23 protein-coding genes and 1 tRNA gene are annotated in these 26,136 nt (G+C 67.6%); 20 read left to right on the top strand and 4 right to left on the bottom strand.

What is annotated here, in order from left to right; genetic code table 11:
- Positions 1-5 precede the first annotated feature (5 nt).
- A complete protein-coding gene (locus KGA65_RS10255; RefSeq protein ID WP_225863047.1) occupies positions 6-1,187 on the bottom strand; it encodes a trypsin-like peptidase domain-containing protein in 1,182 nt (393 codons plus the stop codon).
- Positions 1,188-1,208: 21 nt separating this feature from the next.
- Here KGA65_RS10255 and KGA65_RS10250 point away from each other — a divergent pair, with 21 nt between their 5' ends.
- A complete protein-coding gene (locus KGA65_RS10250; RefSeq protein ID WP_225863046.1) occupies positions 1,209-1,958 on the top strand; it encodes a Nif3-like dinuclear metal center hexameric protein in 750 nt (249 codons plus the stop codon).
- Complete coding sequence (gene pdxA / locus KGA65_RS10245; protein ID WP_225863045.1) at positions 1,955-2,983, top strand: 4-hydroxythreonine-4-phosphate dehydrogenase PdxA; 1,029 nt, start codon at positions 1,955-1,957, stop codon at positions 2,981-2,983. The genes KGA65_RS10250 and pdxA overlap by 4 nt, the downstream gene beginning before the upstream one ends.
- Positions 2,984-2,986: 3 nt before the next feature.
- Here the strand turns inward: pdxA and mscL are convergent, their stop codons facing one another.
- Positions 2,987-3,409, bottom strand: a complete 423-nt coding sequence (gene mscL / locus KGA65_RS10240; RefSeq protein ID WP_225863044.1) for a large conductance mechanosensitive channel protein MscL — start codon at positions 3,407-3,409, stop codon at positions 2,987-2,989.
- Positions 3,410-3,666: 257 nt separating this feature from the next.
- On the opposite strand from mscL, the gene petA reads away from it, so the two are divergent.
- The 6 genes from petA to KGA65_RS10210 all read left to right on the top strand — a co-directional run bounded on the left by petA (position 3,667) and on the right by KGA65_RS10210 (position 7,909).
- Positions 3,667-4,263, top strand: coding sequence for a ubiquinol-cytochrome c reductase iron-sulfur subunit (gene petA, locus KGA65_RS10235; protein WP_225863043.1), 597 nt, complete (start codon positions 3,667-3,669; stop codon positions 4,261-4,263).
- Positions 4,264-4,296: 33 nt separating this feature from the next.
- On the top strand, positions 4,297-5,718 hold the full coding sequence (locus KGA65_RS10230; RefSeq protein WP_225863042.1) for a cytochrome b: 1,422 nt from the start codon (positions 4,297-4,299) through the stop codon (positions 5,716-5,718).
- A gap of 24 nt (positions 5,719-5,742) precedes the next feature.
- Positions 5,743-6,492 (top strand): cytochrome c1, encoded by a 750-nt coding sequence (locus KGA65_RS10225; protein WP_225863454.1) that lies wholly within the window; start codon positions 5,743-5,745, stop codon positions 6,490-6,492.
- A gap of 114 nt (positions 6,493-6,606) precedes the next feature.
- Positions 6,607-7,218 (top strand): glutathione S-transferase N-terminal domain-containing protein, encoded by a 612-nt coding sequence (locus KGA65_RS10220; RefSeq protein ID WP_225863041.1) that lies wholly within the window; start codon positions 6,607-6,609, stop codon positions 7,216-7,218.
- Positions 7,219-7,236: 18 nt separating this feature from the next.
- Positions 7,237-7,776 carry a ClpXP protease specificity-enhancing factor gene (locus KGA65_RS10215; RefSeq protein WP_225863040.1) on the top strand — a complete coding sequence of 180 codons (540 nt, stop codon included), beginning with the start codon at positions 7,237-7,239 and terminating at the stop codon, positions 7,774-7,776.
- A gap of 57 nt (positions 7,777-7,833) precedes the next feature.
- Positions 7,834-7,909 (top strand) — tRNA-Thr (locus tag KGA65_RS10210).
- A gap of 8 nt (positions 7,910-7,917) precedes the next feature.
- On the opposite strand, the gene KGA65_RS10205 is transcribed toward KGA65_RS10210, so the two are convergent.
- Positions 7,918-8,238: a hypothetical protein gene (locus tag KGA65_RS10205; RefSeq protein WP_225863039.1), complete on the bottom strand. Its 321-nt coding sequence runs from the start codon at positions 8,236-8,238 to the stop codon at positions 7,918-7,920.
- A gap of 91 nt (positions 8,239-8,329) precedes the next feature.
- Between KGA65_RS10205 and secA the strand changes: the two genes are divergently transcribed.
- The 9 genes from secA (at position 8,330) to urtE (ending at position 22,497) form a co-directional block, all read left to right on the top strand.
- Positions 8,330-11,080: a preprotein translocase subunit SecA gene (gene secA, locus KGA65_RS10200; protein ID WP_225863038.1), complete on the top strand. Its 2,751-nt coding sequence runs from the start codon at positions 8,330-8,332 to the stop codon at positions 11,078-11,080.
- Positions 11,081-11,165: 85 nt separating this feature from the next.
- Positions 11,166-12,170 carry a recombination-associated protein RdgC gene (locus tag KGA65_RS10195; protein WP_225863037.1) on the top strand — a complete coding sequence of 335 codons (1,005 nt, stop codon included), beginning with the start codon at positions 11,166-11,168 and terminating at the stop codon, positions 12,168-12,170.
- A 45-nt stretch (positions 12,171-12,215) separates the two neighbouring features.
- Positions 12,216-15,719 carry a hybrid sensor histidine kinase/response regulator gene (locus KGA65_RS10190; protein WP_225863036.1) on the top strand — a complete coding sequence of 1,168 codons (3,504 nt, stop codon included), beginning with the start codon at positions 12,216-12,218 and terminating at the stop codon, positions 15,717-15,719.
- The gene (locus KGA65_RS10185) at positions 15,700-16,662 is read left to right on the top strand and encodes a response regulator transcription factor (protein ID WP_225863035.1); all 963 of its coding nucleotides are present in this window, start codon (positions 15,700-15,702) and stop codon (positions 16,660-16,662) included. Before KGA65_RS10190 ends, KGA65_RS10185 begins: the two co-directional genes overlap by 20 nt.
- Before the next feature lie 143 nt (positions 16,663-16,805).
- Positions 16,806-18,071: an urea ABC transporter substrate-binding protein gene (gene urtA, locus KGA65_RS10180; RefSeq protein WP_225863034.1), complete on the top strand. Its 1,266-nt coding sequence runs from the start codon at positions 16,806-16,808 to the stop codon at positions 18,069-18,071.
- Between the two features lie 109 nt (positions 18,072-18,180).
- Positions 18,181-19,767: an urea ABC transporter permease subunit UrtB gene (urtB, locus tag KGA65_RS10175; RefSeq protein ID WP_225863033.1), complete on the top strand. Its 1,587-nt coding sequence runs from the start codon at positions 18,181-18,183 to the stop codon at positions 19,765-19,767.
- A gap of 9 nt (positions 19,768-19,776) precedes the next feature.
- Positions 19,777-20,907 (top strand): urea ABC transporter permease subunit UrtC, encoded by a 1,131-nt coding sequence (gene urtC / locus KGA65_RS10170; protein WP_225863032.1) that lies wholly within the window; start codon positions 19,777-19,779, stop codon positions 20,905-20,907.
- Entirely contained in the window at positions 20,904-21,782 is an 879-nt protein-coding gene (gene urtD / locus KGA65_RS10165; RefSeq protein WP_225863031.1) for an urea ABC transporter ATP-binding protein UrtD, read from the top strand. Before urtC ends, urtD begins: the two co-directional genes overlap by 4 nt.
- A gap of 22 nt (positions 21,783-21,804) precedes the next feature.
- The gene (gene urtE / locus KGA65_RS10160; RefSeq protein ID WP_225863030.1) at positions 21,805-22,497 is read left to right on the top strand and encodes an urea ABC transporter ATP-binding subunit UrtE; all 693 of its coding nucleotides are present in this window, start codon (positions 21,805-21,807) and stop codon (positions 22,495-22,497) included.
- Between the two features lie 48 nt (positions 22,498-22,545).
- Here urtE and KGA65_RS10155 read toward each other — a convergent pair whose 3' ends face one another.
- Entirely contained in the window at positions 22,546-23,244 is a 699-nt protein-coding gene (locus tag KGA65_RS10155; protein ID WP_225863029.1) for a hypothetical protein, read from the bottom strand.
- A 196-nt stretch (positions 23,245-23,440) separates the two neighbouring features.
- Between KGA65_RS10155 and KGA65_RS10150 the strand changes: the two genes are divergently transcribed.
- Genes KGA65_RS10150 through KGA65_RS10140 form a run of 3 tightly spaced genes read left to right on the top strand, consistent with a single transcriptional unit; the run spans position 23,441 to position 26,101 of the window.
- On the top strand, positions 23,441-24,319 hold the full coding sequence (locus KGA65_RS10150; RefSeq protein WP_225863028.1) for a M15 family metallopeptidase: 879 nt from the start codon (positions 23,441-23,443) through the stop codon (positions 24,317-24,319).
- 58 nt (positions 24,320-24,377) lie between these two features.
- A complete protein-coding gene (locus tag KGA65_RS10145; protein WP_225863027.1) occupies positions 24,378-24,644 on the top strand; it encodes a PAAR domain-containing protein in 267 nt (88 codons plus the stop codon).
- A 44-nt stretch (positions 24,645-24,688) separates the two neighbouring features.
- Positions 24,689-26,101, top strand: a complete 1,413-nt coding sequence (locus KGA65_RS10140) for a hypothetical protein (protein WP_225863026.1) — start codon at positions 24,689-24,691, stop codon at positions 26,099-26,101.
- Positions 26,102-26,136 lie beyond the last annotated feature (35 nt).

The following is a 26,136-nucleotide window of genomic DNA, read 5'->3' as shown; positions in this document are numbered from 1 at the left end:
CGGGCTCACTGCTGGGTCTGCTGCTTGGGCCGCTGCGCGATGTGGACCTTCAGGTCCAGTGCCTGCTGCCCCCGCTGCACCCCGATCACCGCATCGGTCTGCGGCTTCAGGGCGGCCACGACATTCAGCAGCTGCGAGGTGTTGTGGATGGGCTGGCCGGCGATGCGCACCACCACATCCCCGGGCTTCATGCCCGCCTGGCTGGCCGGGCCGTCCTGCAGCACGCCGGTGATCAGCACCCCCTCCGAGACCGGGATCTTGAAGTTCTGTGCGAACTCGGGGTCCAGATCGCGTGGTTGCACACCGATCCAGCCGCGGGTGACCTGACCGTCACGGACCAGCCCGTTCATCACCTGGCGGGCCAGGTCGATCGGGATCGCGAAGCCGATGCCCATGCTGCCGCCCGAGCGGGAGTAGATCGCGGTGTTGATGCCGATCAGGTTGCCATTCACGTCGATCAGCGCGCCGCCGGAGTTGCCGGGGTTGATCGCCGCGTCGGTCTGGATGAAGTTCTCGAAGGTGGACAGGCCCAGGCCGCTGCGGTCCAGGGCGCTGACGATGCCCGAGGTGACGGTCTGCCCGACGTTGAACGGGTTGCCGATGGCCAGCACCGCATCGCCGACCGCCACGTTCTCGATGCGGCCCAGGCTCACCACCGGCAGGTGTTCGAGGTCGATCTTGAGCACGGCGATGTCGCTTTCCGGGTCGGTGCCGACCAGCCGGGCCTTGGCCGTGCGGCCGTCGGACAGCTGCACCTGGATCGCGTCGGCGCCGTCGACGACGTGGTTGTTGGTCAGCAGGTAGCCATCGGTCGAGACGATCACGCCCGAACCCAGGCCGACCTGTGGCTGGGTGTCGGCCGTGTCACCCTCTTCGCCGCGCTGGCCGAAAAAATAGCGGTACCAGGGGTCCTCGGCATGCGGGTTGTCGACCCGGTTGGTCTTGCTGGCCGTCACACTGACCACGGCGGGCGCCGCCTTGCGGGCCGCCACGCTCAGCGGCTGTGTCGGCAGGGGGTCGTCGGCGATCTGCACCGGCACACCGGAGGCGGCCACCGTGGGCTCCTGTTGCGGCCAGGCCATGCGTGGCGCCTGTTGCAGCCAGCCGGGTTTGAAGGTCCCCAGCACGAAGACCACGGCCACGGCGACCGTGACCGATTGGGCGAAAATAAGCCAGATTCTGCGCATGACACGTCGAGGAAGGAGCCCATGGCGGCGAGGACGGAGATCGAGGGATGCCTCAACCAATGGTTGCAGCCTGAGCGGTTCAAGGATTATGGGCCGAACGGTCTGCAGGTCGAGGGGCGCCCGGAAATTCGGCGCCTGGTGTCCGGGGTGACTGCCAGCCTGGCGCTGATCGACGCTGCAGTGGACGAGGGGGCCGATGCCATCCTGGTCCATCATGGCCTGTTCTGGCGCGGGCACGATGGGCGGCTGACCGGTTGGCTCAAGACCCGGGTCGAACGTCTGCTGGCCCATGGCATCAACCTGCTGGCCTACCACCTGCCGCTGGATGCGCATGCCGAGCTGGGCAACAACGCCCAGTGGGCCGCGCGCATGGGCTGGCGAACGGACGGGCGCTTTGGCGAGCAGGAGCTTGGCTTCGTCGGCGCTCCTCCGGAGCCGCTGTCGGCCGAATCGTTGGCGGCCACGGTGGCCGACCGCCTGGGCCGCCTGCCGACGCTGCTGCCCGGGGATGGACGCCCCCTGCGCCGCCTGGCCTGGTGCAGTGGTGGCGCACAGGGCTACTTCGAGGCGGCGATCGCCGCCGGTGCCGACGCCTTCCTGACCGGCGAGATTTCTGAGCCGCAGGCCCACCTGGCCCGGGAGACCGGGGTGGCCTTCCTGGCCTGCGGCCACCATGCGACCGAGCGTTATGGCGCGCCGGCCGTGGCGGAGCGCTTGGCGGCCCAGTTCGGCCTGAGCCACCGCTTCATCGACCTGCCCAATCCCGCATGACGACCTCCACCGCACCGCGACTGGCGGTCACGATGGGCGATCCCGTGGGGATCGGCCCGGAAATCATCGCCAAGGCCTTTGCCGCGGGTGCGCTCGATGATGCTCTGGTGGTCGGCGACGTCCAGGTGCTGCGGCGGGGGGCACGGGCGGCCGGCCTGCGGCTGCCTGTGGCCTGGCTGGAGCGCCCCGAGGACGTTCTGCGCTGCCCTCCGGGCGCGCTGCCGGTCTGGCAGCCGCCAGGGTTGCCGGCCGGGTTGGCCCAACTGCCCTGGGGCCAGATCGATGCGCGCGCGGGGGCGGCGGCGGCCGCCTGCATCACCGCGGCGGCCGGCTTGGCCCGGGCAGGGCAGGTGGCCGCCTTGGTGACCGCCCCTTTGCACAAGGAGGCGCTGGGGGCGGCCGGTGTGCCGTTTCCGGGTCACACCGAGATGCTCCAGGCGCTCTGCGCCGAGGGGGGTACGCTGCCGCCGGTGCGGATGATGCTGGCCAATGAGCAGCTGCGGGTGGTGCTGGTCACCATCCACATGGCGCTGCGGGCGGCGATCGAGGCCCTGGACACGCCGGGCATCCTGCAAACCCTGCGCATCACCCATCGGGCGGGGCAGCGGTTTGGCATGCCGGCGCCGCGCATCGCGGTGGCGGGGCTGAACCCGCATGCCGGGGAGGGCGGGCGTTTTGGGGATGAGGAGATCCGCCTGATCACGCCGGCCATTGAGGCCGCCCGGGCCGAAGGCATTGACGCGCGTGGGCCGTTCGCGCCGGACACGGTCTTCATGCGGGCGCGTCACGCGCCGGATCATCCGGGCGAGTTCGACTTTGTCGTGGCCATGACGCACGACCATGGCCTGATCCCGGTGAAGTACCTGGGCGTGGAGGAGGGGGTCAACGTGACCCTGGGCCTGCCCCTGGTGCGGACCAGCCCTGACCACGGCACCGCGTTCGACGTGGCCGGGCAGGGCGTGGCCCGTGCCGACAGCCTGGTGGCGGCGGCCCGCATGGCCCGCCGCCTGATCGGCCTGCGCTGAGCCTCAGCGCTTGAGCGAATCCCGGATCTCGCGCAGCAGCAGCACGTCTTCCGGCGTGACGGGCTCCGACGCCGGTGCCGGGGCGGGTTCACTCGCTTTGCGCAGCCGGTTGATCTGGCGGACCATCACGAAGATGATGAAGGCCAGGATGACAAAGTTGAGCAGCACGGTCAGGAAGTTGCCGTAGGCGAAGACGGCCCCAGCCTTCTTGGCTTCGGCCAGGGTGGCGGCCGGGGTTCCCGACAACTGGACGAAGTGGTTCGAGAAATCGAGCCCACCGAGCGCCAGGCCAACCAAGGGCATGATCAGGTCGGTGACCACCGAATCGACGATTTTGCCGAACGCCCCACCGATGATGACACCGACGGCCAGATCGACGACATTGCCCTTGACGGCAAACTCCTTGAACTCGGTCATGAACCCCATGGAAACTCCTTGCTGTGTTGTGGGTGAGGGCGGCCGCTCGGGGTGAGGTGCCCGCCGGATGAGGTCTTATCAAACCTGATCTTCGGTCCGCAGTATTGCCGGGATGCAATCAGTGTCAATTCCAGGCCTTGAGCAAGTTGCGACAGATTGCGCTAGGTCGAATTGGATGTGTTGCGCCCTTCGCTAAAATGCCAGATTGCCCGTGAGCAGACAGTGAGAAGTCTGCCCGTCTTTCCCAAGCTCCTAGAAGGACCCCCATGAGTGATAACGCGGTGGACCAAGGCAAGCGCACCTGGCTGATCGCCACGAGTTGCGCTGGCGCCGTCGGTGGCGTGGCGACGGCCGTGCCCTTCGTCAGCACGTTTGCGCCCTCGGAGCGCGCCAAGGCGGCGGGTGCCGCGGTCGAGGTCGACATCAGTGCGCTCAAGCCGGGCGAGAAGATGACCGTCGAATGGCGTGGCAAACCGGTCTGGATCGTCCGTCGCACGCCGGACCAGGTCGAGGCCCTGAGCAAGCACGACGGCGAACTGGCCGACCCGAATTCCGAACGCAAGGCCTACCCGATCCCCGAGTACGCGAAGAACGAGTGGCGCTCGATCAAGAAGGAATACCTGGTCGTGATCGGCGTGTGCACCCACCTGGGCTGTTCGCCGTCCGACAAGTTCGCCGCGGGGGCGCAACCGTCGCTGCCGGACGACTGGCCGGGTGGCTTCCTGTGCCCGTGCCACGGCTCCACCTTCGACATGGCTGCCCGCGTCTTCAAGAACAAGCCCGCTCCGGACAACCTGGAAGTGCCTCCCCACATGTACCTGGCCGACACCAAGCTGTTGATCGGCGAGGACAAGAAGGCCTGATCTGGCGCCCCAACGACAAGACGAAAGGCAACCATGGCTGAATTCAAAGTCGCGCCGGCGGACGCGCCGCTGGGCGTGAAGCTGATGACCTGGGTGGACAACCGCTTCCCGGCCACCAAGATGTACAAGGAGCACCTGTCCGAGTACTACGCCCCCAAGAACTTCAACTTCTGGTATTTCTTCGGCTCGCTGGCCCTGCTGGTGCTGGTGATCCAGATCGTCACCGGCATCTTCCTGGTGATGCACTACAAGCCCGACGCCTCGCTGAATGCGGCGGGCGTGCCGGTGGCCTTCGCCTCGGTCGAGTACATCATGCGCGATGTGCCCTGGGGCTGGTTGATCCGCTACATGCACTCGACCGGCGCCTCCTCGTTCTTCGTGGTGGTGTACCTGCACATGTTCCGGGGCCTGCTGTACGGGTCCTACCGCAAGCCGCGCGAACTGGTCTGGATCTTCGGCTGCGCGATCTTCCTGGCCCTGATGGCCGAGGCCTTCATGGGCTATCTGCTGCCCTGGGGGCAGATGTCCTTCTGGGGCGCCCAGGTGATCGTGAACCTGTTCTCGGCCATCCCCTTCGTCGGCCCGGACCTGTCGCTGCTGATCCGTGGCGACTACGTGGTGGGCGATGCGACCCTGAACCGCTTCTTCAGCTTCCACGTCATCGCGGTGCCGCTGGTGCTGCTCGGCTTGGTGGTCGCGCACATCATCGCGCTGCACGAAGTGGGTTCGAACAACCCGGACGGCATCGAGATCAAGGCCAAGAAGGACGCGCAAGGCCGCCCGCTGGACGGCATCCCCTTCCACCCGTATTACACGGTGCATGACATCCTGGGCGTGTCGGGCTTCCTGATGGTCTTCTGCGCCATCATCTTCTTCGGCCCGGAACTGGGTGGCTATTTCCTGGAGTACAACAACTTCATCCCGGCCGACCCGCTGAAGACCCCGCTGCACATCGCACCGGTCTGGTATTTCACGCCGTTCTACTCGATGCTGCGCGCCACGACCGACGTGATGGTCAATGTGCTGTGTGGCGTGATCGGGCTGGCGGCGGTGGCGGCCCTGCTGAAGGGGCGTTTCTCCGGCGTGGCCAAGGTGGGTGTGATCGTGGCGGCCCTGGTGGCGATCTTCCTGCTCAAGACCTTCGACGCCAAGTTCTGGGGCGTGGTGGTGATGGGCGGTGCCGTGATCATCCTGTTCTTCCTGCCCTGGCTGGACCACAGCCTGGTCAAGTCGATCCGCTACCGTCCGAGCTGGCACAAGGCGCTGTACGGCGTGTTCGTGGTGTTCTTCGTGGTGCTGGGCTACCTGGGCATCCAGCCGCCCTCCGACACCGGCACCCTGATCGCCCAGGTCGGCACCCTGTTCTATTTCGGCTTCTTCCTGCTGATGCCGTGGTGGAGCCAGATCGGCCCCTTCAAGCCGGTGCCCGATCGCGTGAACTTTCACCCGCACTGAACCGACGGCAGGAGCAACAACATGATGAAGAAACTCATTGCCAGCTGCTTTGCGGCGCTTTGTCTGGTCGGTGGCGCTTCGGCCAACACGGGCGGGCCGGCCTGGGACAAGTTCCCGGCCGAGAAGGTGAAGGACGTCGCGGCGCTGCAGCACGGTGCCAAGCTGTTCGTCAACTACTGCCTGAACTGCCACGGTGCCTCGTTCATGCGCTACAACCGGCTGCACGACATCGGGCTGACGGATGCGCAGATCAAGGGCAATCTGATGTTCGCCAGCGAGAAGGTGGGCGACCTGATGAAGGTGGCCATCGACCCGAAGGACGCCAAGGCCTGGTTCGGCGCCAACCCGCCGGACCTGAGCGTGATCGCCCGTTCGCGGGCCGGTGCCCAGGGCAGCGGTGCGGATTACCTCTACACCTATCTGCGCAGCTTCTACCGCGATGACACCCGCCCGACCGGCTGGAACAACGTGGTGTTCCCCAGCGTGGGCATGCCCCATGTGCTGTGGGAACTGCAGGGCGAGCAGACGGCCCACATCGCACAGGGTGAGAACGGCGTTCAGCATGTGACGCTGGTGGCGCCGGCCACGCCTGGCACGATGAGCGCCCAGGAATATGACGACGCTGTCGCCGATCTGGTGGCCTATCTGCAGTGGATGGGCGAGCCCGCTCAGCTCCAGCGCAAGCAGCTGGGCATCTGGGTTCTGGGCTTCCTGGCCGTGCTGATGTTCCTGGCTTGGCGCCTGAACTCGGCCTACTGGAAGGACGTCAAGTAAAATCCAGATCAGCCGCGAGGCTTGGTCTCGCACGCAGCGTGTCGTCAGGCACGCTGCGTTTTTCCGTTTTCGGCGTCTGTCGATTCTGTTTTGCTGTTGAGGGAGCCCACCACCATGATGGTGCTGTATTCCGGAACCACCTGCCCCTACTCGCACCGCTGCCGCTTTGTGCTGTTCGAGAAGGGCATGGATTTCGAGATTCGCGATGTCGATCTGTTTGCCAAGCCTGAAGACATCGCGCTGATGAATCCTTACAACGAGGTGCCCATCCTCGTGGAGCGCGACCTCATCCTGTACGAGTCGCACATCATCAACGAGTACATTGACGAGCGTTTCCCGCATCCGCAGCTGATGCCCGGGGATCCGGTCGCCCGTGCCCGTGTGCGCCTGTTCCTGTTCAACTTCGAGAAGGAACTCTTCGCGAACGTGAACATCCTGGAAGGCCGCGGCATCAAGGCCACGGACAAGCAGATGGAGAAGGCCCGCGCCCAGATCCGCGACCGCCTGACCCAACTGGCCCCGATCTTCCTGAAGAACAAGTACATGCTGGGCGATGACTTCTCGATGCTGGACGTCGCCATCGCGCCGCTGCTGTGGCGCCTGGACTACTACGGCATCGACCTGTCGAAGAATGCGGCGCCGCTGCTGAAGTACGCCGAGCGCATCTTCTCGCGCCCGGCCTACATCGAGGCGCTGACCCCGTCCGAAAAGGTCATGCGCAAGTAAGTCGCCACGGGCCCACTGATGAGCAACGTTCCCCCTTCGCCGCCTGCCGATTCCCAAGGCAGTTCGACCCGTCCGTACCTGGTCCGGGCGCTGCATGACTGGTGCACCGACAACGGCTTCACGCCGTATCTGGCGGTGTACGTCGATCGCAGCGTCCAGGTGCCGATGGAGTACGTGAAGAACAACGAGATCGTGCTCAACGTGGGCTTCGAGGCGACCAGCGGGCTCAAGCTCGGCAATGACTTTGTCGAGTTCAAGGCCCGGTTCGGTGGCGTGGCCCGGGAGATCGTCGTCCCCGTCGACCATGTGGTGGCCATTTATGCCCGTGAAAACGGGCAGGGCATGGCCTTCCCGATGCCGGTGGCGCCTGCGGATGGCGAGTCCGAGGCCGCTGCCGAGCCGGTGACGGACCGGGCCGCCGAGCGGCCGACCGGCCTGCGCCTGGCGGCCGTCGAGCCTGAGCCGTCCGCCGGTGCCGAGGTGCCGGCGCCCAACGGGGATGACGAGCCGCCGCCCAGCGCGCCGTCGCCCCGGCCGGCGCTCAAGCGCGTCAAATAAAGGCCGCTGGCGCCGCGGGACCTGTCCCGGCGTGCCACTAGAATGCCGACCGCACCCGCCGGCTTAGCTCAGTTGGTAGAGCAACGGTCTTGTAAACCGTAGGTCGTCCGTTCGATTCGGACAGCCGGCACCAAAGCCTTCTCAGGCCTGCACGGGCTGCACCTTGACCCGCAGCGTCACGCGGGGCCAGCCTGCTTCGACCAGCACCTGGTCGATCAGCGGCAGGCATTGGCGCAACTTCGCGGCCACTGCGTTGTTGGGCACCAGCAGGTTCCAACCCTCTTCATCCAGCACCCCGCTGCGCACATGCGCCCGCATCGCCGGTGGCAGCACCTGCCGCACGGCCTGCAGGCGCTGTTCCGACTCGTGCAGACGCTCCATCAGCCGCCCCAGTGTGGCGTTGGTGCCCAGGGTTTCGGCGAGGGGGCGTGTATAGGGCTGCTGCGCCCGCGGAGCGTTCATGGCCCCAGTGTAGCGGCACCCCATTCATGGTCCCGGGCCCGTCAACCCCCGGTGCTAAACTCAGTCGTTTGTTCAGTCCTTTGGACGCCGCATGTTGCCCAAGCTACTTACCCAGATTTTCGGCAGTCGCAATGACCGTCTGCTCAAGCAGTACCGGCGCGTTGTCGAGCGCATCAACGCCCTGGAGCCGACGTTTGCGGCCCTGGACGAGGCAGCGCTGAAGGGCAAGACAGCCGAATTCCGTGAACGGCTGGCCAAGGGCGAGACCCTGGACGATCTGCTGCCCGAGGCGTTTGCCACGGTGCGCGAGGCCGGCAAGCGCGTTTTCAAGATGCGCCACTTCGATGTGCAGCTGATCGGCGGGATGACCCTGCACGGCGGCAAGGTCGCCGAGATGCGCACCGGCGAAGGCAAGACCTTGATGGCCACGCTGCCGGTGTACCTGAACGCCCTGTCGGGCCAGGGCGTGCATGTGGTGACCGTCAACGATTACCTGGCCACGCGCGATGCCGAGTGGATGGGGCGGCTCTACGGCTACCTGGGCCTGCGCACTGGCATCAACGTGCCGGGCATGGACCGCGAGGCCAAGCAGGCCGCCTATGCGGCGGACATCACCTACGGCACCAACAACGAGTTCGGCTTCGACTATCTGCGCGACAACATGGTCTACGACCCGGCCGACCGGGTGCAGCGTGGCCTGAACTTCGCGATCGTCGACGAGGTGGACTCGATCCTGATCGACGAGGCTCGCACGCCGCTGATCATTTCCGGCCAGGCCGATGACCAGACCGAGCTCTATGTGCGCATCAACGCGATCGCGCCGATGCTCAAGCAGCAGGTCGGCGAGGCCGACCCGCGCACCGGTGAAGGCGTGATCGAGCCGGGCGACTACACCCTGGACGAGAAGGGCCGCCAGGTCTACCTGACCGAGCAGGGTCATGAGAACGCCGAGCGGCTGCTGACCGAAGCTGGCCTGCTGGTGGAAGGTGCCAGTCTGTATGACCCGGCCAACATCACGCTGATGCACCATGTGTACGCGGCGCTGCGGGCCCACTACCTGTACCACCGTGACCAGCACTACGTGGTGCAGAACGGCGAGGTGATCATCGTCGACGAGTTCACCGGTCGCCTGATGAGCGGGCGCCGCTGGTCCGATGGCCTGCACCAGGCCGTCGAGGCCAAGGAAGGTGTGCAGATCCAGAGCGAGAACCAGACGCTGGCCTCGATCACCTTCCAGAACTACTTCCGCATGTACGGCAAGCTCGGCGGCATGACCGGCACGGCCGACACCGAGGCCTATGAGTTCCAGGAGATCTATGGCCTGGAGACGGTGGTCATTCCGCCGAACAAGCCGGTGATTCGCCAGGATGAGAACGATCTCGTCTACAAGACGGCCAAGGAGAAGTACGACGCCGTGATCGCCGACATCCGCGTCTGCCACGAGAAGGGGCAGCCGGTGCTGGTGGGCACGACCTCGATCGAGAATTCCGAACTGCTGGCCCAGCTGCTGACCCAGGCCAAGCTGCCGCACCAGGTGCTCAACGCCAAGCAGCACGCCAAGGAAGCCGAGATCATCGCCCAGGCCGGTCGGCCGGGGGTGATCACCATCGCCACCAACATGGCCGGGCGCGGCACCGACATCGTGCTGGGTGGCAATGTCGAGAAACAGGTCCAGTTCCTGGAGGCCGACGAGACCGTCCCCGAGGAGGAGAAGGCCCGTCGTATCCAGCAGCTCAAGGACGAATGGGCGGGCCTGAATGCCCAGGTGAAGGCCGCAGGCGGCCTGCGCATCATCGCCACCGAGCGCCATGAGTCCCGCCGCATCGACAACCAGCTGCGCGGCCGCGCCGGCCGTCAGGGCGATCCGGGCGCTTCGCGCTTCTACCTGTCGCTGGACGATCCGCTGATGCGCATCTTCGCGGGTGACCGCGTGCGCGCCATCATGGACCGCCTGAAGATGCCCGAGGGCGAGGCCATCGAGGCCGGCATCGTCAACCGCTCGATCGAATCCGCCCAGCGCAAGGTCGAGGCCCGCAACTTCGACATCCGCAAGCAGCTGCTGGAGTACGACGACGTCAGCAACGATCAGCGCAAGGTCATCTACCAGCAGCGCAACGAGATCCTGGTCGCTGACAGCCTGCGCGAGCAGATCACCAACCTGCGTCACGCCACGATGACCGAGGTGGTGCGCACCTACGTGCCGGCCGACAGCCTGGAAGAGCAGTGGGACCTGCCGGGGCTGGAGAAGACGCTGCGCGAGGAATGGCAACTGGAGGTGCCGCTGGTGACCCTGGTCGAGGCCAGCGACAGCATCACCGACGAGGAGGTGCTGGAGAAGGTGCTGGCCGCGGCCGATGCCGCCTTCCAGGCCAAGCTCGACCTGGTGGGCGAAGAGCAGTTCAAGCCCTTCGTGCGCATGGTGCTGCTGCAGTCGATCGACACCCACTGGCGCGAGCACCTGGCCGCACTGGACTACCTGCGCCAGGGCATCCACCTGCGCGGTTACGCCCAGAAGAACCCGAAGCAGGAATACAAGCGCGAGGCCTTCGAGCTGTTCGCCCAGCTGCTGGACGTGGTCAAGATGGAAGTCACCCGCGTGCTGATGACCGTGCGCGTGCAGACCCAGGAACAGGTCAGCGAGGCGGCCGAGGCCCTGGAAGACCAGGTCGAACGGCTCAGCAACGTCAGCTACACCCATCCGACCGAGGATGGCGGTGTCAGCGCCGACCCCGAGACCCCCGAGCTCCCGCCGGCCGGCGATGTGCCGCGCGTGGGCCGCAACGACCCCTGCCCCTGCGGCAGCGGCAAGAAGTACAAGTCCTGCCACGGCCGTCTGGCCTGACCGGCTGGCCCCCGGGCCGTTTCCGTTCCACCGGCCCCGCCGCGCCCCAGGCCCGGCGGGGTTCTTCTTTCAGGGATAGAGCGACGTGTTCAAGAACCTCATCGTCTACCGCATCGGCCCCGAGTGGGTGCCGGATCTGGTCGCGGCCGAGCAGGCCCTGGCCAAGGAGCCCTTCGTGCCCTGCGCACCTTCGCAGCCGCTGTCGCTGGGCTGGGTGCCGCCCCGCGGCATCGAGCATGCGCCCTTCATCGAATCGGTCGGCGGCCAGTGGCTGGTCAAGCTGAAGATCGAGCAGAAGATGCTGCCGTCCTCGGTGATCAAGCGCCGCACCGACGAGATCGCGGCCCAGATCGAGCAGACCACCGGCCGCAAGCCGGGCAAGAAGCAGAGCAAGGAGCTGAAGGAACAGGCCATGCACGAGCTGCTGCCGATGGCCTTCACCAAGCAGGGCCATCTGCAGGCCTGGATCGACCCGCAACGCCGTCTGATGATGGTGGATGCCGGCAGCACCAAGCGGGCCGAGGCCGTGGTCACGCCGCTGGTCAAGGCCTGGGAGCATTTCGCCCTGCGGCCCCTGCAGACCCGGCTCTCGCCCGCGGTGGCGATGGCCGCCTGGCTGACCCAGGGCGAAGCGCCGGCGGGTTTCAGCATCGACCGCGAGTGCGAGCTGAAGTCGCAGGACGAGATGAAGTCGGTGGTGCGCTATGCCCGCCATGCGCTGGACATCGACGAGGTGCGCGAGCACATCGCCCAGGGCAAGGCGCCGACCCGGTTGGCGCTGACCTGGGCCGGCCGGGTCGGCTTCACACTGACCGAACAGGGTGTGATCCGCAAACTGGCCTTCGAGGATGTGGTGTTCGAGGGGCGCCAAGGCTCGGCTGACCGGCCTGAAGAGGCCTTCGACACCGATGTGGCGATCGCCACCGGCGAGCTGTGCCAGCTGATCCCGGATCTGGTGGAGGCCCTGGACGGCGAACTGCAGCCGGGCGAGCTGCCGGCCGATCTGGCGCCGGCAACGCCCGCCCCGGCGGCCGCCCCTGCACCGGCCCCTGCCACCGCCCCGGCCGACGACACCCCGCCCTGGGCCTGAGCGGGCACGCTTCTTGTGAGGGGCGTGGGATGATCCGGCCCTGAGATGAACGCCCCGCTGCCCCCCGCCGCCACGCCGTCCTCGCCCCCTGCGTCCCAGCAGGTGGTCAAGATCCGGCGCGACTACAACCTGTGGGTGGTCAGCGAGACCATGGAGGACTACGCGCTGCGTTTCACGCCGCGTTCCTTCCGCAAATGGTCCGACTGGCGGGTGGCCAACACGGCGTTCGGCGCGGCGTCCTTCCTGGTGCTGGAGGCGGTGGGCGCCACGCTGCTGGTGCGCTACGGCTTCGTCAACGCCTTCTGGGCCATCCTGGCCACCGGGCTGATCATCTTCCTGGCCGGCTGGCCGATCAGCGTCTATGCGGCCCGCCATGGCGTGGACATGGACCTGCTGACCCGCGGCGCGGGCTTCGGCTACCTGGGCTCGACGATCACCTCGCTGATCTACGCCAGCTTCACCTTCATCTTCTTCGCCCTGGAGGCGGCGGTGATGGCCTATGCGCTGGAGCTGGCCTTCGACATCCCGCCGGCCTGGGGTTACCTGGTCTGCGCCTTGGTGGTGATTCCTCTGGTCACCTATGGCGTCACCAACATCAGCCGTCTGCAGGTCTGGACCCAGCCACTGTGGTTGGCCATGCTGGTGCTGCCTTATCTGTACGTGTTCCATGAGAACCCGGGGCTGATCGACGGCCTGGCGCATTACCCGGGCGAGGGCGGTCAGTTCGGTCAGTTCAACCTGCAGGCCTTCGGCGCCGCGATGACGGTCGGCGTGGCCCTGATCACCCAGATGGGCGAACAGGTGGATTACCTGCGCTTCATGCCCGAATGCCGGCCCGGCCACCGCCTGCGCTGGTGGACCGCGGTGCTGGTGGGCGGGCCGGGCTGGGTGCTGCCGGGGGTGCTGAAGATGCTGGGCGGCGCGTTGCTGGCCTACCTGGCCATTGGCCACATGGTGCCGGTGGAGCGGGCGGTGGACCCGAGCCAGATGTACCTGGCCGCCTACGAGTTCGTCTTTCCCCACTACGGGGTGGCGGTGGCGGCCACGGCGCTGTTCGTGGTCGTCTCGCAGCTCAAGATCAACGTCACCAATGCCTATGCCGGCTCGCTGGCCTGGTCGAACTTCTTTTCCCGCGTCACCCACAGCCACCCGGGCCGGGTGGTGTGGATGGTCTTCAACACCCTGATCGCGCTGATGCTGATGGAGCTGGACGTGTTCCAGGCCCTGGGCGGCGTGCTGGGGTTGTTCTCCAACATCGCGATCAGCTGGATCATGGCGGTGGTGGCTGACCTGGTCATCAACAAGCCCCTGGGCTGGAGCCCGCCGGGCATCGAGTTCCGCCGCGCTTATCTGCATGATGTGAACCCGGTCGGCGTTGGTGCCATGGCGCTTGCTTCCACCCTGTCGATCGCCGCCCACCTGGGGGCGTTCGGGCCGACGGCGCAGGCGTTCTCGGCCCTGATCGCCCTGGTGACGGCGCTGGTGGCCTCACCGTTGATCGCCTGGGCCACGCAGGGGCGCTACTACCTGGCCCGCCAGCCCGAGCCGGTGCCCGCGGCTGCGCCGGGCCTGGCCGATGGAGGCGGCAGTTACCGCCGCCTGCAGCGCTGCGTGGTCTGCGAGCGCGACTACGAAACCGAGGACATGGCGCGCTGCCCCGCCTATGGGGGCTTCATCTGCTCGCTGTGCTGCACGCTGGAGGCCCGCTGTGCCGACCAGTGCAAGCCCCAGCCCCGGTTGGTGGACCGCATCTGGGCCGGCTGGAAGCAGCTCCTGCAGCGCCTGCTGCCGCCGCGGCTGGCGCCCCAGGTGGACACCGGCCTGGGCCAGTACCTGCTGCTGATGGGCTGCATCGTGCCGGCGCTGGCGGCTTTGTTCGGTCTGCTCTACCACCAGGAGGTGAAGGTGCTGACCGAGCGCGGGGCCCAGTTCGTGCCGATGCTGGAGCCCTCGCTGCGGGCTGGCTTCATCAAGGCCTACGCCGCCTTGCTGCTGGTGGCCGGCGTGGTGGCCTGGTGGGTGGTGCTGGCGCACAAGAGCCGGCAGGTGGCCCAGGAGGAGACCCAGCGCCAGACCGAGGCGCTGATGCGCGAGATCGACTCCCACCGCCAGACCGACCTGGCGCTGCAGGCCGCCAAGCGCGCGGCCGAGGCGGCCAACCAGGCCAAGACGCGCTACATCACCTCCATCAGCCACGAACTGCGCACGCCGCTCAACAGCATCCTGGGCTACGCCCAGCTGCTTGAAGAGGACGCGGCGATGCCGGCCCATCGGCGCCATGCGGTGTCGGTGATCCGCCGTGGCGGCGACCACCTGCTGGGCCTGATCGAGGGCACGCTGGACCTGGCGCGCATCGAGGGCGGCAAGCTGACGCTGGACCGCAAGCCGATGCGCTTTCGCGACTGCATGACCGAGATTGCCGGCCTGTTCGAGCTGCAGGCGGCGGCCAAGGGCATCGGCTTTCGGGCCGAGCTGGCGGTGGACCTGCCCGAGGTGGTGCGGGCGGACGAGCGCCGTCTGCGCCAGATCCTGATCAATCTGCTGGGCAATGCGGTGAAGTTCACCAGCCACGGCGAGGTGGTCTTTTGCGTCCACTACGCGCGCGAGATGGCCCGCATCGAGATCATCGACTCCGGCCCCGGCATGCAGCCGGCCGAGCTGGAGCGCGTCTTCGAGCCCTTCGCGCGGGGCTCCTCGGCCAGCACGGCCGCGGCCGGGGGCACTGGTCTGGGCCTGACCATCAGCAAGATGTTGACCGACCTGATGGGCGGCGAGATGACCGTGCGCAGCACGCCCGGGCAGGGCAGCACCTTTGGGCTGCGTCTGTTCCTGCCCGCGCTGCCGGCGGACACGCCCAGCGCCAGCGGGGCGCCCGTCTCCGCGCGCAGCGGCTACGCCGGGCCGCGCCGCACCATCCTGGTGGTGGACAACGAGGAGGCCGACCGCACGCTGCTGGTGGACCTGCTGCAACCGCTGGGCTTCGTCATCGAGCAGGCGGCCTCCGGCGAGGAATGTCTGCAACGCCTGGCCACGCTGCGGCCCGACGCGATCTTCCTTGACCTGGCCATGCCGGGCATTGACGGCTGGGAGACCTTGCGCCGAATCCGCGCCCAGGGGCTCAGCCAGGCCGAGGTGGCCATCATCTCGGCCAATGCCTTCGACAAGGGGCTGGACAACGACCTGGGGCTGCCAGCCAGCGACTTCCTGGTCAAGCCGGTGCGCCTGGTGGAGTTGCTGGACTGGCTGGGCAGCCACCTGGGCCTGAGCTGGCTGCCGGCCGACGGCGTGGCGTCGCAGTCCCGGCCGCCGGCCGCGGCGGGGGGGCGGGCCATCGGCCCGCTGCCATCGGTTGGACAATTGGAGGCCCTGCGCGAGGTGGTGGCCCTGGGCTACCCGCGTGGCATCACGCGGCAGCTGGAGGCGATGGCCGCGGCCCATCCGGAGGCGGCCGCGTTCACCGACCGGGCCCGGACGCTGACCCGCCAGTTCCAGCTGGACGCGCTGCTGGACTGGCTGAACCGAGTGCTGGATGAACCCCGACCTGATTGATGCCGCCCGCGACAGCGACCTGGTGCTGATCGTCGATGACGTGCCGGACAACCTGGCCGTGCTGCACGATGCGCTGGACGAATCGGGCTACACCGTGCTGGTGGCCACCCATGGCGAGGCCGCGTTGCAGCGGGCCGCCCAGGCCCAGCCCGACATCATCCTGCTGGACGCGGTCATGCCAGGCATGGACGGCTTCGAGGTGGCGCGCCGGCTCAAGGCCGACCCGGTCACCGCCGGCATCCCGATCATCTTCATGACCGGCCTGACCGAGACCGAGGCAGTGGTCGAAGCCTTTGCCGCCGGTGGCGCCGATTACGTGACCAAGCCCCTGCGCCCGCGCGAGGTCCTGGCCCGGCTGGCGGCGCACCTGCGCAGCGCCCGCGACCAACGCCAGGCCCGCAATGCGCTGGATGCCTTCGGCCATGCCACGCTGGTGGTGCGCGAGCGGGATGGGCGCCGTCTCTGGCAGACGGTGCTGGCCCGGCGGCTGATGGGCGAGATCTTCCCCGCGGTGCCCGAGCAGGCCCTGCCGGCCGAGGTGGCGGCCTGGCTGGCCCGGGAAGGGCTGCGCCGTCGCGCCGGGGCCGAGGCCGCGCCGCTGAACATTTCGCAGGGCAGCCGCCGCGTCAGCTTCGACCTGCACCCGATGCCGGGTGACCAGGGCAGCGAGGGCGAGTGGCTGCTGGTGCTGCGCGAGACCTCCGAGGCCGCGCTGACCCAGGCCCTGATGCAGGCGCTGCCGCTGACCGCGCGCGAGGCCGAGGTGCTGCACTGGGTCATCCAGGGCAAGACCAACCGCGACATCGGCGAGATCCTGGGCACCAGCCCCCGCACGGTGCACAAGCACCTCGAACACGTGTTCGAAAAGCTCGGCGTGGAGACCCGCACCGCGGCCGCGGCACTGGCCCTGGGCCGGCTGCGCCGCAACGGCGAGGCCGGCTGACACCGGCCGCCCGCTGCGCCGGGTACGCCAACCTGCGTATTGGTGCGCCCCCGCTGCGCTCCTAACCTAGCGTCAGCCCGTCAGGCACGGGACAACGCCTCGGCAAGAGGCTCGACAACCCCTCGGTTTGGAGCACCCACCCCATGAAGATTTCCCGCCGTTCCGTCACCGCCCTGGCCGCCGCGGCCTGTGCGCTCGGCTTCTCCTCCCTGGCCCAGGCGGCCGACACCATCAAGGTCGGCGTTCTGCACTCGTTGTCGGGCACGATGGCGATCTCCGAGACCGTGCTGAAGGACGTGGCCCTGATGACGATCGACGAGATCAACGCCAAGGGCGGCGTGCTGGGCAAGAAGCTGGAACCGGTGGTCGTGGACCCGGCCTCCAACTGGCCGCTGTTCGCCGAAAAGGCCAAGCAGCTGATCGACAAGGACAAGGTGGCCGTCACCTTCGGCTGCTGGACCTCGGTGAGCCGCAAGTCGGTGCTGCCGGTGTTCGAAGAGAAGAACTCGCTGCTGTTCTACCCGGTGCAGTACGAGGGTGAAGAGCTGAGCAAGAACGTGTTCTACACCGGCGCCGCGCCCAACCAGCAGGCCATTCCTGCGGTGGAATACCTGATGAGCAAGGACGGCGGTTCGGCCAAGCGCTTCGTGCTGTTGGGCACCGACTATGTCTACCCCCGCACCACCAACAAGATCCTGCGCGCCTTCCTGCACAGCAAGGGGGTGAAGGACGCCGACATCCTGGAGGAGTACACCCCCTTCGGCCACTCCGACTACCAGTCCATCATCGCCAAGATCAAGAAGTTCGCGGCCGAAGGCAAGAAGACGGCTGTGGTCTCGACCATCAACGGCGACTCCAACGTGCCCTTCTACAAGGAGCTGGGCAACCAGGGCCTGAAGGCGACCGACGTGCCGGTGGTGGCCTTCTCGGTGGGTGAGGAAGAGCTGCGCGGTGTGGACACCAAACCGCTGGTGGGCCACCTGGCCGCCTGGAACTACTTCATGTCCATCAAGAACCCGACCAACGCCGCGTTCATCAAGGAATGGACGGCCTACGCCAAGGCCAAGAAGATCCCGGGCCAGATGGACAAGCCGCTGACCAATGACCCGATGGAAGCCACCTACATCGGCATCCACATGTGGGCCCAGGCCGTCGAGAAGGCCAAGTCCACCGACACCGACAAGGTGATCGCGGCGATGGCCGGCCAGACCTTCAAGGCCCCGGACGGCTTCACCGTCGAGATGGACAAGAAGAACCACCACCTGCACAAGCCGGTGTTCATCGGTGAGGTGAAGGCCGACGGCCAGTTCAACGTGGTGTGGAAGACCCCGGGCCCGATCAAGGCCCAGCCGTGGAGCCCCTACATCCCCGAGAACAAGGGCAAGAAGGACGAACCCGAGAAGAAGTAAGCAGCCGGCCGGCCTGTTCCTCTCCGAGGGAACGGGCCCCCGCTGACACGGGCCGGCCGGTGACGGACCGGCCCGTTTTCTTGCCCCCAGCCTTCGAAAAGAGTCTTCCATGCGCTTGTGCAGAACGCTGCTGCTGGCGGGCCTGACCGCCCTGGCCGCCACCGCCCATGCCCTCACGCCCGAACAGGCCCGGGCCATCGCCAGCGGCGAGACCGATGACCGCATCACGGCCCTGGACGCCGCGGTGGCGCGTGCCGATGCGGGCCTGCCCCCGCTGGTCAACGCCCTGCTGGACGATGCCGTCAAGCTCACGCCCCGGCAGGTGCTGATCGTGCAGGGCGAGTCGGTGGTCGACGCCGCCACCGGAGCCGCCGCGACGCTGCCCGACGATGCGGAGGACGTGGTCAACAACAACCGCATGCGGGGCGCCTTGGAGGCCGCGCAAGCCGGCCTGCAGCTGTTGTCGCCCGAGCTGTCCACCCGCCGTGATGCGGTGGCCGCGCTGGGCAAGCAGTCGCTGGAGATGGCCCAGCTGCCGTTGATCGAGAAGGCCCTGGCCGCCGAAAAGGACGGCGCGCTCCAGGAGACGCTGGGCCGCATGCGGGCCTCCATCCTGGTCACCGCGCCGGACCCGGCGCAGCGGCTGGATGCTGCGCGCCTGTTGGGTGAAAGCGGCCGGATGCAGGTCAAGAGCCTGCTGCAGGAGCGTCTGGCCGCCGGCGGTGAGACCGACCCCGCGGTGCGGGGCGCGCTGCTGGCCTCGCTGGACAAGGTGTCTGCGCGCCTGGCCTGGGGCGACCGCCTGGGCGTGCTGTTCACCGGCCTCAGCCTGGGCAGCATTCTGCTGCTGGTGGCGCTGGGCCTGGCCATCACCTACGGCCTGATGGGCGTGATCAACATGGCCCACGGCGAGCTGATGATGATCGGCGCCTATGCCACCTATGTGGTGCAGAACCTGTTCAAGGCCTATGCGCCCGGCGCGTGGGACTACTACCTCTGGCTGGCGGTGCCGATGGCCTTCCTGGCCTCGGCGCTGGTGGGCGCGGTGCTGGAGCGGCTGGTGATCCGCTGGCTCTATGGCCGTCCGCTGGAGACCCTGCTGGCCACCTGGGGCATCTCGCTGGTGCTGATGCAGGGCGTGCGAACCCTTTTTGGCGCGCAGAACGTGCCGGTCGAGAACCCGGCCTGGCTGTCGGGCGGCATCGACGTGATGAGCAACCTGACGCTGCCCTACAACCGCATCGCGATCATCGCCTTCGCCTTCCTGGTGCTGGGGGGCGTCTCGCTGCTGATCGCCAAGACCCGGCTGGGCCTGTTCGTGCGCGGCGTGACCCAGAACCGCCGCATGGCCGCCTGCATGGGCGTCAACACCGCCCGCATCGACACCTATGCCTTCAGCCTGGGCGCCGGGATCGCCGGTCTGGCCGGCTGCGCGCTGAGCCAGGTGGGCAACGTCGGCCCCGACCTGGGGCAGAACTACATCGTCGACTCCTTCATGGTCGTGGTGCTGGGGGGCGTCGGCCAGTTGGCCGGCACCGTCTACGCCGCGCTGGGCCTGGGGGTGCTGAACAAGTTCCTGGAAGGCTGGGCCGGCGCCGTGCTGGCCAAGATCATGGTGCTGGTCGTCATCGTCGTCTTCATCCAGAAGCGGCCGCAAGGGCTGTTCGCGATGAAGGGCCGCAGTGCCGAGGCTTGAGAGAAACGCATGAGCTCCCTACCCACTTCCTCTCTTCCCACGCCGCGCCGCAGCCTGCTGCTGGGCGTGACCGGCTGGACCACGGTGGCGGTGGTTACTGCCGTGGTGGCCGTGCTGGTGCCGGTGCTGAACCTGCTGGTGCCTGCCGGCAGCCCGTTGCACCTGAGCGACTATGCCGTCGCCCTGATCGGCAAGATCATGTGCTACGCCATCTGCGCGCTGGCCATGGACCTGATCTGGGGCTACACCGGCATCTTGTCGTTGGGCCACGGCGTGTTCTTCGCGCTCGGCGGCTATGCCATGGGCATGTACCTGATGCGCCAGATCGGCCGCGACGGCAACTACCAGAGCGACCTGCCGGACTTCATGGTCTTCCTGGACTGGAAAACCTTGCCCTGGCACTGGGCCGTGTCCGACAGCTTCGTGGCCCAGTGGCTGCTGGTGCTGCTGGTGCCGGGCGTGCTGGCCTTCGTGTTCGGCTTCTTCGCCTTCCGCTCGCGCATCAAGGGGGTGTACTTCTCCATCATCACCCAGGCCATGACCTTCGCGGCCATGCTGCTGTTCTTCCGCAATGAGACGGGCTTTGGCGGCAACAACGGCTTCACCGACTTCAAGCGCATTCTGGGCATCCCGCTCGCGCAGCCGTCCACCCGCATGGCGCTGTTCGTGCTGACCGGCCTGACGCTGATCGGCTTCTACCTGATGGCCCGCTACATCGTGAACAGCAAGTTCGGCCGCGTGCTGCAGGCCATCCGTGACGCCGAGAGCCGGGTGATGTTCACCGGCTACAACCCGCTGGCCTACAAGCTGGCCATCTGGACGCTGTCGGCGGTGATGTGTGGCGTGGCCGGAGCGCTCTACGTGCCGCAGGTCGGCATCATCAACCCCAGCGAGATGAGCCCCGCGGCCTCGATCGAGATCGCGATCTGGACCGCGGTGGGTGGCCGGGCCAGCCTGATCGGCCCGATCGTCGGCGCCTTCTTCGTCAATGGCGCCAAGAGCTGGTTCACCCAGGTCTTCCCCGAGTTCTGGCTGTACTTCCTGGGGGCTTTGTTCATCGCGGTCACGCTGTTCCTGCCGCAAGGCCTGGCCGGGCTGGCGGGCCAACTGCTGCGCAAGAAAAAGGAGGAGCGCGCATGACGCCCGAACTGATGGAGGCCGGCGCCCAGCGCCTGGCCGCGCACGAGGCCCACGCCAAGACCACCTCCTCGGGCGACCGCGAGGCCAGCTTCGGTCGGGTTCTGCACGGGGCGCAGCCGGACTTTGCCCATGGCGTGGCGCTCTACCTGGACGGCATCACGGTCAGTTTCGACGGCTTCAAGGCGCTGAACAACCTCAGCCTGGCGATCAATGTCGGCGAGCTGCGCTGCATCATCGGCCCCAACGGCGCGGGCAAGACGACGATGATGGATGTCATCACCGGCAAGACGCGGCCCGACCTGGGCACGGCGTCCTTCGGCTCCAACATCGACCTGCTGCGCCTGCGTGAGAACGAGATCGCCCAGATCGGCATTGGCCGCAAGTTCCAGAAACCGACGGTGTTCGAGGAGCTGTCGGTGTTTGAGAACCTGGAGCTGGCGCTCAAGGCCGACCGCCGCGCCCGTGCGGGGCTGTTCGCCCGGCTGAGTGGCGCGCAGCTGGACCGCATCGGCGAGACGCTGCAGCTGATCCACCTGCTGCCGCAGGCCCAGCGCACCGCGGGCCTGCTGAGCCACGGCCAGAAGCAGTGGCTGGAAATCGGCATGCTGCTGATGCAGGAGCCCAAGCTGCTGCTGCTGGACGAGCCGGTGGCCGGCATGACCGACGAGGAGACCGAGCGCACGGCCGAGCTGTTCCTCCGCCTGGAGGGCAAGCACTCGCTGGTGGTGGTTGAACACGACATGAAGTTCGTCGATCAGCTCACCGAAGGCCGCAAGACCGTGACCGTGCTGCATGAAGGCCATGTGCTGGCCGAGGGCCTGCTGTCCGAGGTGCAGGCCAATGACAAGGTCGTCGAGGTCTACCTGGGCCGCTGAGCGCTTCACAAGGAATCCAAAGATGCTGAAGGTCGAGGGACTCAACCAGTACTACGGCGGCTCGCACATCCTGCGCAACCTCGGCTTCGAGGCGAAGCTGGGCGAGGTGACAGTGGTGCTGGGCCGCAACGGCGTGGGCAAGACCACGCTGCTCAAGAGCCTGATGGGTGTGGTGCCGATCAAGACAGGGTCCATCACCCTGGACGGGCAGGACATCAGCCACGACGCGCCCTATGAGCGGGTGCGCAAGGGCGTGGGCTACGTGCCTCAGGGGCGGGAGATCTTCGGCCGCCTGACGGTGGAAGAGAACCTGCGCATGGGGCTGGCCTACAAGCCTGGCAGCACGCCGATCCCAGCCGAGCTGTTCGAACTGTTCCCGGTGCTCCAGCAGATGATCCACCGCCGGGGCGGGGACCTGTCGGGCGGGCAGCAGCAGCAGCTGGCCATCGCCCGGGCGCTGGCCGCCGGGCCCAAGCTGTTGATCCTGGACGAGCCGACCGAAGGCATCCAGCCCAGCATCATCAAGGACATCGGCCGGGTGATCCGCATGCTGGCGGACCGCAAGACGATGGCCATCGTGCTGGTTGAGCAGTTCTACGACTTCGCCGCCGAACTGGCCGACCAGTACCTGGTGATGGAGCGCGGCGAGATCATCCAGCGGGGCCGGGGCGCTGACATGGAAGCCGAGGGCGTCCGTCAGCGGATGTCCATCTGAGTCGCCCGCGGCGGCCTGCCCGGCGATCGGGGACGCAAGGCCCCGACCTCAGCGGGCGGGCGCTGACGAGGCCGCCTTGCCCGGCGCGGCCGGTGCCGTACGGCGGTCCATGCTGGCCATGATGGCGGCCACGACATCGGCATCCGGATCGGCCGCCGGGCGTGTGCGCGCCTTGCCGCTCTTGGCCGTCTTGCGGGGCGGGGCCGCGGGCTCGGGGCGCGCGGGCTTGGCATGTCCCGCCGTCTTCTTCTGGCCCTGGCTGCTGCTGCGGGCCGTCGGCTTGGTCGCCGCAGGCGTGTTCCGCGGGGCCTGAACACGGCTGACCGGTTCCCGATCGGCCAGGGATTCCGCAGCCAGGGACTGTGCGCTGAGCGCGGCCGAAGGTGCGGGGGCCATGGCCACGGTCATGGGCACGATCTGGGCGGCCTGGGATGGCGCTGTTGGCGCCGGAAGGGTGGCTGCGACCTGTCGGGCCGGCGGGGGCGTTGTCGTCGGGGTTGGTGCGGTCTGGGCCACCGGCGTCGCTTCGGGCGTGGCGCGCGTGGCCACCACCCAACCCGCGCCCACCGCGACCGTCATCACCGCCCCCAACACCAGGACACGGACCGGTCCCCGTTGACGGGGTGGGGCCGACTGGGTTGAGCCGCGGGCGTCCGGATGGATGGCGTCGAGCAGCGGGATGCCCGCCGTTTGGCGCGACGATGGGGTGGGGGGCAGCAGGCTGGGGCGGCCCCCCCTTTGGCTCACGCCGTGATCTTGTGGTGTCGAATCCATGGACTCGGATGGCTCCCTTCGGCCCGGCCGGGCCCAAGTTCGACCCAGGGATGGGCCAACGGCGAATTCTAGGGAGGCTCCGTCCTTTGGGGGAATCCACTTTGTAGGGAAGTGAAAGCAGAATGGGTGCGGGCGATGTCCTGTCGACATCGAACGGATCTGTGACCCCATGCTGTTGATCATGACGTTCCTGATGGTGGTGGCTGTGGGCTTGGCCGCACTGGCCTTCTTCCCTGTGCTGAGGGAGCAATGGGTGGCCCGCGCCCAGGCGGTGATGGCTCAGGCCCTGAACCTCGGTCGCGCTTCCAGCCAGTCCTGGGGGCGTGCCAGCGGCGAAGTGGGGCGGGCCACCGGTGTCGGCTTGCGCCGTTGGGGGGGGCAGGTCTGGCACCAGCGGCGAGTTTTGCTGGCATCGCTGTGCCTGTTGATCACCCTGCCGCTGGTGGCCATCTCCATCCGACTGTCGCATCGAATCTACAGCTTCGATCACACCATCGCTCAAGATGTGGATGAGCATGTAGCAATGTTGTTACAAGGGGAACAGCTTGTTCCGCCCCCGCCGCTGCCGCCGGCCTTGTTTTCAACGCCGGAAGTCACCGAGTGGCATCCACTGGCTCAGCAGGCGAGCCGGCAATGGGAACTGCTGGATGAGGCCTTTCGACAGAGGTTGCTCCAGGTGTTTCGCGTGATGGAGGAGCGTTACGGCTACCGCATGGTTCTGGTTGAGGGCTACCGGAGTCCGGAGCGGCAGGCGCAGCTCGCGGCCCTGGGTCCGGCGGTGACCTTGGCCGGGGCAGGGGCCAGCTACCATCAGTACGGTTTGGCGGCCGACTGCGCGTTCCTGCGCAACGGCAAGGTGGCCATCTCGGAGCGGGACCCTTGGGTCGCAGAAGGCTACACCCGCTACGGTGAGGTGGCGGCCTCTCTCGGATTGACCTGGGGAGGCGGTTGGCGCAGCCTGCGCGACCTGGGGCATGTGGAGTTGCGGCGCCCCGGGGTGTTGAGGACCCGCGGACAGGCGTCCGCGACGCAGCCTCGGCCGTCATGACTGTTTGTTGAATGAATCGATATGAGCGCCAGGACAAGGCGCCATCAGGAGAGGATCGATGTCCAGACCCTTCATCGTCGTGGGGGACAAGACCAGCCACGGCGGAACGGTGATCGAAGGGGCGCCTTCGACCACGACGGGCGGAAAGCCCATTGCCCGCGTGGGTGACAAGGTGAGTTGTCCCAAGCGCGGTCATGGGGGAACCACCGTGATTGCCACCGGGGATCCCAGCTGTCTGATTGACGGCCGGCCCGCGGCACGCCATGGCGACACCACAGCTTGTGGTGCCACGCTGATTTCCAGCCAGGCCGTCAGTACCGACTGAAGGCATGCTGCGCCCTGTGGGGCCGCAGTGTTGGGTGCGGTGACATGAAGTCCTGGATCAAGGGCCTCGCCCTGGGCGTGGCCGTGACCTGTGTGGTGTGGATCGGCGTGCTGTGGCACTGGCGTTCCCACCCGCAGGATGTGGGGGTGAGAGACCTCTGGCTCTACCTCGGCCTGTTGCCGTTGGTGGTCTGGGGCCTGTTGTTGGCGGGGCGCTGGGCCTTGACCCGTGCCTGGCAGAAGCAGGCCGGGGCCGCGCCGGCGGTTGAACCGGCGGCTGTTGCCGCCAGCGAGTCCGCGCCCGTGGCGGCACGCTGGTGGCTGCTGGGGCAGTGGCTGCAGCTGCCGGCCGCGCAGGATGCCGCCGGCCTGCTGGAGACGGTCGAGGCCGGCTCGCCGCGGCCCTCGCCCGATGCAGAGCTGCGTGACGACGACGGTTTGCCGGTGCTGGCGGCCCGCACGGCCACGCTGGACACCGAGGCGATCGCCGCCGAGTTGCCTCAAGCTGCCCACCTGGGACAGGCCGGCCTGCGTGCGCTGGCCAGCCTGCAACCCGTGGTGGAGAGCGCGCTCGGGACGCTCCAGCAGTGGAGCGATCGTTGGGCGGTACCGGACACCGCGCCGGGCGGGGCTTTGCCAGCCCATCGGGTGCGGGTGCTGGTCCACTGGCCAGCGCACTGGAGCGAGGCAGCCCAGACCCAGGCGCTGCAATGGCTGCGGGCGCAGCTGGACCGTCTGGGGGCGGCCGGGCTGCCGACCAAGCACTGGCCGGTTCAAGCGGTGCCGGGCGATGGGGTGAGTCTGCTGATGCAGGCCGACAAGTTGCTGGAGACGCTGACACGCCAGGCCTGCAATGACCTGGTGCTCACGCTGGCTTGTCACAGCGACCTGGACAGCGCCGCCATCGACCGCCTGCTGCGTGAGCGCGCCCTGTTCCAGAGCCAGCGGCAACCGCGTGGCGTGATGCCGGGCGAAGGCGCCGTTGGCCTGCTCTGGGCCACCCAGCCCTGGCCTCTGGCGGACGATGAGGCGATGACCCTGTGCTCGCGCCCGCAGGCCACCCATCGCGAGCAGCCGGTCGATGCGGCGGGACGCACCCGGGCTCGGGAGCTGACCCGGGCCGTGGACGAACTGCTGACCCGCCAACAGCAGACCGCGGAGCAGATCTGTGCCCTGGTGAGCGATTCCGACCAGCACACCGCACGCGCCACCGAGCTGTTCGCGGTGTCTCTGGGGCGCCTGCCCCAGCTGGATCCAGCCGAGGACATGCGCCTGCTCGGCCCCATCGTCGGCCACCTGGGCGGCGTCGCACCGCTGCTCACACTGGCGGTGGGGGCCGACTGGGTGACCCAGGGCCATGCACCTTTGTTGGCCGTGTCCGTGGGGGATCGCCAGGCCCGCCTCGTCGCCTGCCTGGACCGCCCCGAACCTGCCACTTCACCGGATGCCTCGGCCTGACCACCGCCAGGCTGACCGAGCCCCTCTTTCGTCAT

The organism is Ideonella benzenivorans (assembly GCF_020387415.1).
In the GTDB taxonomy this organism is placed as follows: domain Bacteria; phylum Pseudomonadota; class Gammaproteobacteria; order Burkholderiales; family Burkholderiaceae_C; genus Ideonella; species Ideonella benzenivorans.
Note: the sequence above shows the minus strand (reverse complement) of the source record. Positions and strands in the feature narration are given on the sequence as shown.